General features: G+C 43.4%; 9 protein-coding genes and 1 tRNA gene. 4 read left to right on the top strand and 6 right to left on the bottom strand.

Annotated features, from left to right (window positions below; genetic code table 11):
• Positions 1 to 103: 103 nt before the first annotated feature.
• The 6 genes from BLW34_RS14255 to BLW34_RS14230 form a co-directional block, all read right to left on the bottom strand.
• On the bottom strand, positions 104 to 601 hold the full coding sequence (locus tag BLW34_RS14255; RefSeq protein WP_090580969.1) for a hypothetical protein: 498 nt from the start codon (positions 599 to 601) through the stop codon (positions 104 to 106).
• A 242-nt stretch (positions 602 to 843) separates the two neighbouring features.
• On the bottom strand, positions 844 to 1,287 hold the full coding sequence (locus tag BLW34_RS14250) for a LacI family transcriptional regulator (protein WP_090580966.1): 444 nt from the start codon (positions 1,285 to 1,287) through the stop codon (positions 844 to 846).
• Positions 1,284 to 1,586, bottom strand: coding sequence for a hypothetical protein (locus BLW34_RS16630; RefSeq protein WP_218138881.1), 303 nt, complete (start codon positions 1,584 to 1,586; stop codon positions 1,284 to 1,286). The genes BLW34_RS14250 and BLW34_RS16630 overlap by 4 nt, the downstream gene beginning before the upstream one ends.
• Positions 1,587 to 1,670: 84 nt before the next feature.
• Entirely contained in the window at positions 1,671 to 2,150 is a 480-nt protein-coding gene (locus BLW34_RS16625) for a recombinase family protein (RefSeq protein WP_218138880.1), read from the bottom strand.
• Between the two features lie 567 nt (positions 2,151 to 2,717).
• A tRNA-Ser gene (locus tag BLW34_RS14235) sits at positions 2,718 to 2,810 on the bottom strand.
• Between the two features lie 65 nt (positions 2,811 to 2,875).
• Entirely contained in the window at positions 2,876 to 4,105 is a 1,230-nt protein-coding gene (locus BLW34_RS14230) for an aspartate kinase (RefSeq protein WP_090539794.1), read from the bottom strand.
• A 194-nt stretch (positions 4,106 to 4,299) separates the two neighbouring features.
• Here BLW34_RS14230 and BLW34_RS14225 point away from each other — a divergent pair, with 194 nt between their 5' ends.
• The 4 genes from BLW34_RS14225 to BLW34_RS14210 all read left to right on the top strand — a co-directional run.
• On the top strand, positions 4,300 to 4,740 hold the full coding sequence (locus BLW34_RS14225) for a hypothetical protein (protein WP_090580959.1): 441 nt from the start codon (positions 4,300 to 4,302) through the stop codon (positions 4,738 to 4,740).
• Between the two features lie 88 nt (positions 4,741 to 4,828).
• On the top strand, positions 4,829 to 5,545 hold the full coding sequence (locus BLW34_RS14220) for a ubiquinone biosynthesis accessory factor UbiJ (RefSeq protein WP_177166057.1): 717 nt from the start codon (positions 4,829 to 4,831) through the stop codon (positions 5,543 to 5,545).
• 70 nt (positions 5,546 to 5,615) lie between these two features.
• Positions 5,616 to 7,130 (top strand): ubiquinone biosynthesis regulatory protein kinase UbiB, encoded by a 1,515-nt coding sequence (ubiB, locus tag BLW34_RS14215; protein WP_090580955.1) that lies wholly within the window; start codon positions 5,616 to 5,618, stop codon positions 7,128 to 7,130.
• Between the two features lie 175 nt (positions 7,131 to 7,305).
• On the top strand, positions 7,306 to 7,544 hold a 239-nt coding region (locus BLW34_RS14210), incomplete at its 3' end, for a transposase (protein WP_143037955.1).

Raw genomic sequence — 7,544 nt, 5'->3', positions numbered from 1 at the left:
TCGTATGGCCCTGATCCAATACCAGACTGATCGCATCTAATTTGTATTCCTTTGTATATTGCTTCCTCGTTACCATTACTTCCTCCAGTTAAGCTATTTTCTCTTAACTGGAATGTCCGGATTCATTAAACCAGGTCACTGTGGTTCTACCGGCATGAGCTCGTGACTGCAGCGCCTCCTGGAAGACTCTATGCGATGTTATCCCCATTCCTAAATAGACGATGCCATCGTGCGCAATGAGCCACTCTTTTAGACTCTCCATCGCGCTCGGCGAATGTGGAGATCCGATGCTGCGCAGAGGCTCCGTGTGTGTCTGCAGCACTGCCTTGGTGGCCTCGTCGATACCTAGGAGTTCAAAGTTTGCTTCTACCCGACCATCGCGGAACACGAGTAGTCGGTGGCCAAGAAGAACTTGAAGGACATCTGAACACATCTCCAAGGTATCCCCTGTGGCACCAGCAAGCATCGACGCTGTTGCTGCCTGCTCTATCCCGTGAGGGTCCACTATGAAAAGTTCTAGGCAATGACGTGCTAGCGGGTCAAGCTTGTAGGGCTCGAGTTGATGATTGAGTTGGAGCTGGATCAGGGACAATGTTGACATGAATGGAGCTGACGATGTGATAATGTTAATATGGTTCAATTAGAATTAGACCTTCGAAATGACGCAATATTTTATGTCAAAAATCAGATCTAATACGACAAGCTTCATGCTACCTCCTTATGTTTTATAGAAATGTGTAGCTAAATTCGTTGTTGAGCGACTAAAAATATCTTTTTCTGCTTAAAGTAGCAATTCAAAAGAATAGAATTTCCTTTGCTATTAGCCACAAAAATTGCAAGAATTTATGTAGATGAAGCACAACTGATCTCCTCCCATTGCTCCTCCCACAACGCAGGCGGATCAACCACCAGATCGAACAAGATAATGTTATCTGGCAAAGTATCATCCAAGATTGCAGCAACGATATCCGGCGCAAGCGTGGTCAAATTTACCATTCGACTCACATAACTGTTATCGACCCCTTCCCGGGCAGCAATTTCTCTCAAAGATTTGACTTCTCCTGATTCCAGCATGGCGAGCCAACGATGCCCTCTGGCCAGGGCCAATTGCAACGGTGTTGCCGCCGCGTTCCATGGCCGTGCCTTTGCGGTTTCACTATTTGGCAATGTAACCAACTTACGCCCACTACGACGTTTGATATGAATCGGCACAGATAGTGTTAACCTGCCATCACTTGCCTGGAGAACGTCCGGTTCCCCTGTTTTGTGGATTCTGATATCGCTCATACCATTGCTTCCTCTTTCTGCTCGATTGGCTTCGGATTCAATTCCAGCACCAGTCGTTCGATGCCATTGGCACGCAGCCGCACTTCGAGGTCATTCGGCGACACGATCACTCTCTCGACCAGCAGCTTGACGATACGCGTCTGCTCAGCTGGAAACAGTTGTTCCCAAATCGCATCAAGCCTGGTCATGGCAACAGTGACTTTGGCCTCATCCAAGGCTGGATCAAGTTTGACTGCCTGAGGCAGTACCTCCCCTATTAATTCTGGAGTGCGCAAAATTGCACGCAACTGATCCAGCACTGCCGATTCTAGTTCTGCAGCAGGTAGCCGCGGTAACCCCGACGCCCCGGCATGTTCCTTGGCATCACGCTGCGGAATGTAGTATCAATAGCGGCGCCCATTCTTCTTGGTGGTAAACCAGGGTGACAGCGCACGTCCATCGTTTCCAAAAACGATGCCCTTGAGCAGGTACGGTACCGTTGCCCGAGTGGTATTGCCACGCACCCTTCCATTGCTAGCCAGAATTACCTGTACTTTGTCCCACAGATCACGCCCGATGATGGGTGGATGCTCAGCCTGATACCACTGCTCCTTGTGGCGCAGTTCGCCAAGATAGGTGCGGTTGTTGAGTACTTTGTAGATTAAACTCTTATCGATCGACCTACCCTCACGGACTTTGCCATCTTGGGTTACCCAGGATTTCGAAGTTACACCATCAAGCCTCAATTCCTTGACCAGCATGGTGCTGGAACCTAATTCGACAAAACGCTGAAAGATATGCCTGATGATCTTGGCTTCACGCTCGTTCGGTACCAGTCGACGATTTTCGACATCGTAGCCGAGTGGTGGATGCCACCCATCCACATGCCCTTTTTCTTGCTGGCAGTAATTTTGTCACGGATGCGCTCACCGGTCACTTCGCGCTCAAATTGGGCAAAAGACAACAGAACGTTGAGCATCAACCGCCCTATAGAGGTCGTCGTGCTGAGCTGCTGATCTCCAGGCAATTCGTGGACAAAAACGATCCTCCCAGCCTTGATGTGTTCATCAGGTGCTTCCGATCCAAGCAAACGACGTTCCTGCCGGAACAACCGTGATCGTCATGGTCGTCAGTGAACAGAATTCAGTCTTCGGAAAGCAGCCTTACGACAAAAGTGTTTTTGGCGTAGCGCGGATAATCACTGAACCCGAGGGTTGGCTTAATGCTGTAAGCAGGCTTTCGATTAGGTCAATACGGCTGACTACAAAGGATCGAATTCTTACCAGTCAATATCAGACCCAATTAAGATTAATTTTCGAAGCTGTCAGATCAGGTCCAGAACTTTTACAGATGAAATGTAGTTAAGTTTTGTTTATGAGTACGGTAAAAGGTACGGTAGAAATATTTATTACAATATATCTTCTTTACAATCAGCTACTTATATAAATAAGTGGCGGAGAGAGAGGGATTCGAACCCTCGATAAGCTTTTTGAGCCTATACTCCCTTAGCAGGGGAGCGCCTTCGACCACTCGGCCATCTCTCCTTGGAAAGCCGCAAGAATAGCGGGTTAAAAATTCCAGGTCAAATTTTTATAGTTTATTACGAACTTTATAGCTCTTGATCCAGATCAAAAATCTTATGTAATACCCTGACAGCAAGTTCCATATATTTCTCGTCCACAACCACCGATATCTTAATTTCTGAAGTTGTAATCATCTGGATATTGATTCCCTCCTCAGCTAGCACACGGAACATCTTACTAGCAATACCAGCATGCGAACGCATTCCTACACCAACCACTGAAACTTTAGCAATTTTATCACCGCCAATAACATTACGCGCACCGATATGAGGTAAGATTTTATCCTTCAATATGTTCATCGTATTGGTAAATTCACTACGATTTACAGTAAAGGAAAAATCGGTAGTTCCATCATGACTTACATTCTGAATAATCATATCTACGTCAATATTGGCATCAGCAACAGGACCAAGAATTTGGTAAGCAATACCCGGATGATCGGGTACACCCAGTATGGTTATTTTTGCTTCATCACGACTAAACGCAATGCCTGAAATAACAGCCTGTTCCATATTATTATTTTCCTCAAAAGTGATTAGCGTACCCTCTCCTTCTTCTTCAAAACTGGAGAGCACTCTGAGCTTGACTCTATATTTACCAGCAAATTCAACTGAACGTATTTGCAATACCTTGGAGCCGAGACTGGCCATTTCGAGCATTTCTTCAAAAGTAATCGTTTTTAATCGTCTTGCTTCGGGCACGATACGAGGATCCGTCGTATAAATACCATTCACATCAGTGTAAATCTGACATTCATCAGCCTTAAGCGCTGCCGCAAGCGCCACGCCAGTCGTATCCGATCCCCCTCGTCCTAGCGTAGTAATATTATTAGTCTCATCAATACCTTGAAAACCTGCAACTACTACAACATATCCAGCCTTAAGATCTGCACGAATTCTATCCTCATCGATTTTTAGAATTCGCGCTTTGGTATGCGCACTATCAGTTAGTATTCTAACCTGTGCACCCGTATAGCTCTTGGCTTTAATATTAAATTCCATCAATGCCATTGCTAATAATGCTACAGTAACTTGCTCACCAGTAGAAACCATTACATCTAGTTCGCGAGGATCAGGATTAGATTGAATTTCTTTCGCTAATGCGATAAGACGATTAGTTTCTCCGCTCATTGCAGAGACAACTATCACTAACTCATGACCCTTAGCGCAGAATTTCGCAATGCGTCGGGCTACATTTTTGATACGCTCGGTACTACCAACCGATGTCCCACCATATTTTTGAACGAAAAGAGCCACTGAATTAACCGATCTTACTTGAAATGGAAACAATCAAAAAAAACGATCCCAGATTCTACACATTTCTTGGAAAGAACACTATCTTCTTATCATAAACTTAAATAAAAAACTCTTGCGAGATCGTTACGTTGACTTGTAATATCCCTAAAAAATCTCTTCAGAGTTTTGATACATACTTGTGACAAAAAAACAACATGACCGATCAGAAATACGTAATTAGACAGCAAGATAAAAATGCTGCGGCAAGCTTCATTGATGATCAGATAGCAAACAATTCATTTTGGTTAGCTTTGGATAATACACAACGCATTATCGCTGAGCTTGAGTATCAGGATGCCAGATATGATTCAATAACTCTTAATGAATGGTGTAAAAAATGGTTAAATGAAATTCAGTGGGCACAGCTAAAAAATGCTATTTGTATTGCTAGAGACCGGATTGAAAACCAAAAATACAGACCGCAACTTAAAACTATCAGTTTAACTTACAGAGCATGGCAAATTCTATCTGAATTGGCAAAGCATGATGAAGTGACGCTTTCTGAAGTTATCATCAACAGACTGGGAGAAGATTGGTTAAATTCATATGATCCCATTGAAATACGTGACTATGGTAGCAAATCAAATCAATCCTGATACAAAATTCACAAATGCCTGCTTTTAGCTTATTTTGGATAAAATTTAATTTAATACTGGATAATCTCAATGAATTCAATGAACTCTATTGCAAGCGATCTTTTCACTCAGCAAACGACCATCAGCGCTTGCACGGCATGACCAACAAGCTCTAATTATTCAACAACCTATGTTACCACCTATTACAATTGCTGCTTTTAATCATGTATTAAATGGAGAATCATGGGCATGTAAGCGTTTACAATCTTACGCAGGTAAATCTGCACATCTTTCCATTTTTCCGCTGATTGATTTGAATGTGGTTATACAAACCGATGGAAAATTAGCGATAACCCATTCTACTAATACCACTACAGATACCAGCCTCATTATTGCGCCAGCTCTATTGCCCCGCCTAATCTCACACGATGAGAATGCTTTTCATGAAATCAAGATTATGGGGGATACTGTATTTGCCAATGAATTATTATTCATTGTTAAAAATCTGCATTGGGATATTGAACAAGATTTAAGCTCCATTTTTGGAGATATGCTTGCTCATCGCGTGATTAAAGTTGGACAAAATTTGATTCATTGGCAATCTGAAAGCTTGCTTAATCTATCTCAAGCGATGATCGAATATCTTACGGAAGAAAAATCTGTCTTATCCAGCCGTGCCCTCATCGATAGCTTTACCACCGACGTAAGCTCACTACAAGATCACGCAATACATCTAGAAAAACGAATTTACCGTTTAATCAGCCTGTTACCTTTCAAAGCGAAGGATAACATTTCTTTACAAACAGGGAATAATGAAACAAGTTAGAATAGAGTGAATAATAATCACCGTTTCTGCTTTTCCACTCACTCATGCCCCCTGTCAGTCTAAAGAATAAATGCGCATTTTCCGCCTACTAAAAATTATTTTGGTCGTATTCCGTTTTGGTTTGGATGATATTTTACTAAGCCATCCTCGTTTGCGACTATTGCGGCCACTAACCATGTTAGTGCCATTTCGGTCACGGCTCAAGTTGCCACGCGCTGTGCGATTACGTCTGGCGCTGGAAAAATTGGGACCCATTTTTATCAAATTTGGCCAGATGCTTTCTACTCGCCGTGATTTGCTGGCGCGGGATTTTGCTGATGAGTTGGCAAAACTCCAGGATCAAGTCCCTCCTTTTCCATCAGACTTGGCTGTTGCCACGTTGGAAAAGGTTTATGAAAAACCCCTTAATGAAGTATTTTTTAAATTCGATAATCAACCAGTAGCCAGTGCATCAGTCGCTCAAGTTCATTTCGCAATTTTGCATGATGGCACAGAAGTTGCGGTAAAAATTCTACGCCCCGATATTGCTCCTGTCATTGCGCACGATGTAGCGTTAATGGAAACCGGTGCATGGCTACTCGAATCAATTTGGCCAGACGGTAAACGTTTAAAATTGCGCGAAGTGGTATCGGAATTTGCACGTCATTTGGGGGATGAACTCGATTTGATTCGTGAGGCTTCCAATTGCAGCCAATTACGGCGCAATTTCCTAGATTCGCCCTTATTATTCGTCCCGGAAGTTTATTGGGATTATTGTCTTCGTGAAGTCATGGTTATGGAACGCGTGAAAGGCATACCCATTAGTCATGTTACCAAACTTCGTAAACAAGGCATTGACATTCCTCAACTTGCTCGTGTTGGAGTAGAAATTTTTTTTACACAAGTATTCCGGGATGGCTATTTTCACGCTGACATGCATCCTGGCAATATTTTTGTAGGATCAGATGGACGCTACATTGCAATAGATTTTGGCATTATGGGAACGCTCAGCGATGAGGATAAAAACTATCTAGCGCAAAACTTTCTGGGCTTCTTCCGTCGTGATTACAGGCGTATAGCGCAAGCGCATGTCGAGGCAGGATGGGCGCCGAGAAACACGCGCGTTGATGATTTTGAAGCTGGCATTCGCGCCGTTTGTGAGCCAATTTTTGATAGACCACTGAAAGAAATTTACTTTGGACGAGTTTTATTACAATTATTTCAGGTCTCACGGCAATTCAATGTAGAAATTCAACCTCAATTAGTATTATTACAAAAAACTTTACTGAATATTGAAGGACTCGGGCGTGATCTCGACCCAGATCTCGATTTGTGGAAAACAGCCAAACCATTCCTGGAAAATTGGATGTCGGAGCAAATCAGTTGGCGTGGCTTGGTAAGTCACATCCAAAAAGAAGCCCCCAACTGGGCGGCGATACTACCAGAATTCCCACGCTTGATTCACTATCACCTAAGCCAAGAACGCGCTCAAATACTAGAAGACAGACTCGCTGAACTTGTTGCACAAGAAAAAAAGCAAAGCCGCTTGCTTGCCCTGCTAGCAGCACTTCTGGCTGCTCTACTGTTCGCTCAAGTTTATTTTTAGAGTGGAAAAATTAAAAACCATGCACTGAATAAACTCATTAAAACCTGAATCTGCAAGAATGCGGTATTTTTGAATAATCAGATTATGGCACCACTTGAAATTCTTAATGTAACCCGGTGCCTTAGAACCTGTTCAAAGTCTTTTCGTTTGACAGAAAAAGTGCGATATTTGCAGGATGAGAACAAGTTATCCAAGTGATATCAGTCGCGAACAGTTCGAGCAGATCCGCCCACTGCTGGAAAGTGCGCGCAAGAAGACCAGTCCACGTCGAATCGATTTGCACGAAGTATTTTGTGCGGTGTTGTATTTACTCAAGAGCGGTTGCCAGTGGCGCATGTTGCCAAGCGAATTTCCGAAGTGGCGCACGGTCCATTCATACTTTGCTATTTGGAGCGAGCCGGATAAAGATGGAGT

The organism is Nitrosomonas sp. Nm58, assembly GCF_900107335.1.
Lineage (GTDB): Bacteria > Pseudomonadota > Gammaproteobacteria > Burkholderiales > Nitrosomonadaceae > Nitrosomonas.
Note: the sequence above shows the minus strand (reverse complement) of the source record. Positions and strands in the feature narration are given on the sequence as shown.

Excerpts from the sequence above, each read along its gene's own strand:
- BLW34_RS14255 (WP_090580969.1), bottom strand. The coding sequence starts at position 601 with ATGTCAACATTGTCCCTGATCCAGCTCCAACTCAATCATCAACTCGAG.
- BLW34_RS14250 (WP_090580966.1), bottom strand. The coding sequence starts at position 1,287 with ATGAGCGATATCAGAATCCACAAAACAGGGGAACCGGACGTTCTCCAG.
- BLW34_RS14225 (WP_090580959.1), top strand. The coding sequence starts at position 4,300 with ATGACCGATCAGAAATACGTAATTAGACAGCAAGATAAAAATGCTGCG.
- ubiB (WP_090580955.1), top strand. The coding sequence starts at position 5,616 with ATGCGCATTTTCCGCCTACTAAAAATTATTTTGGTCGTATTCCGTTTT.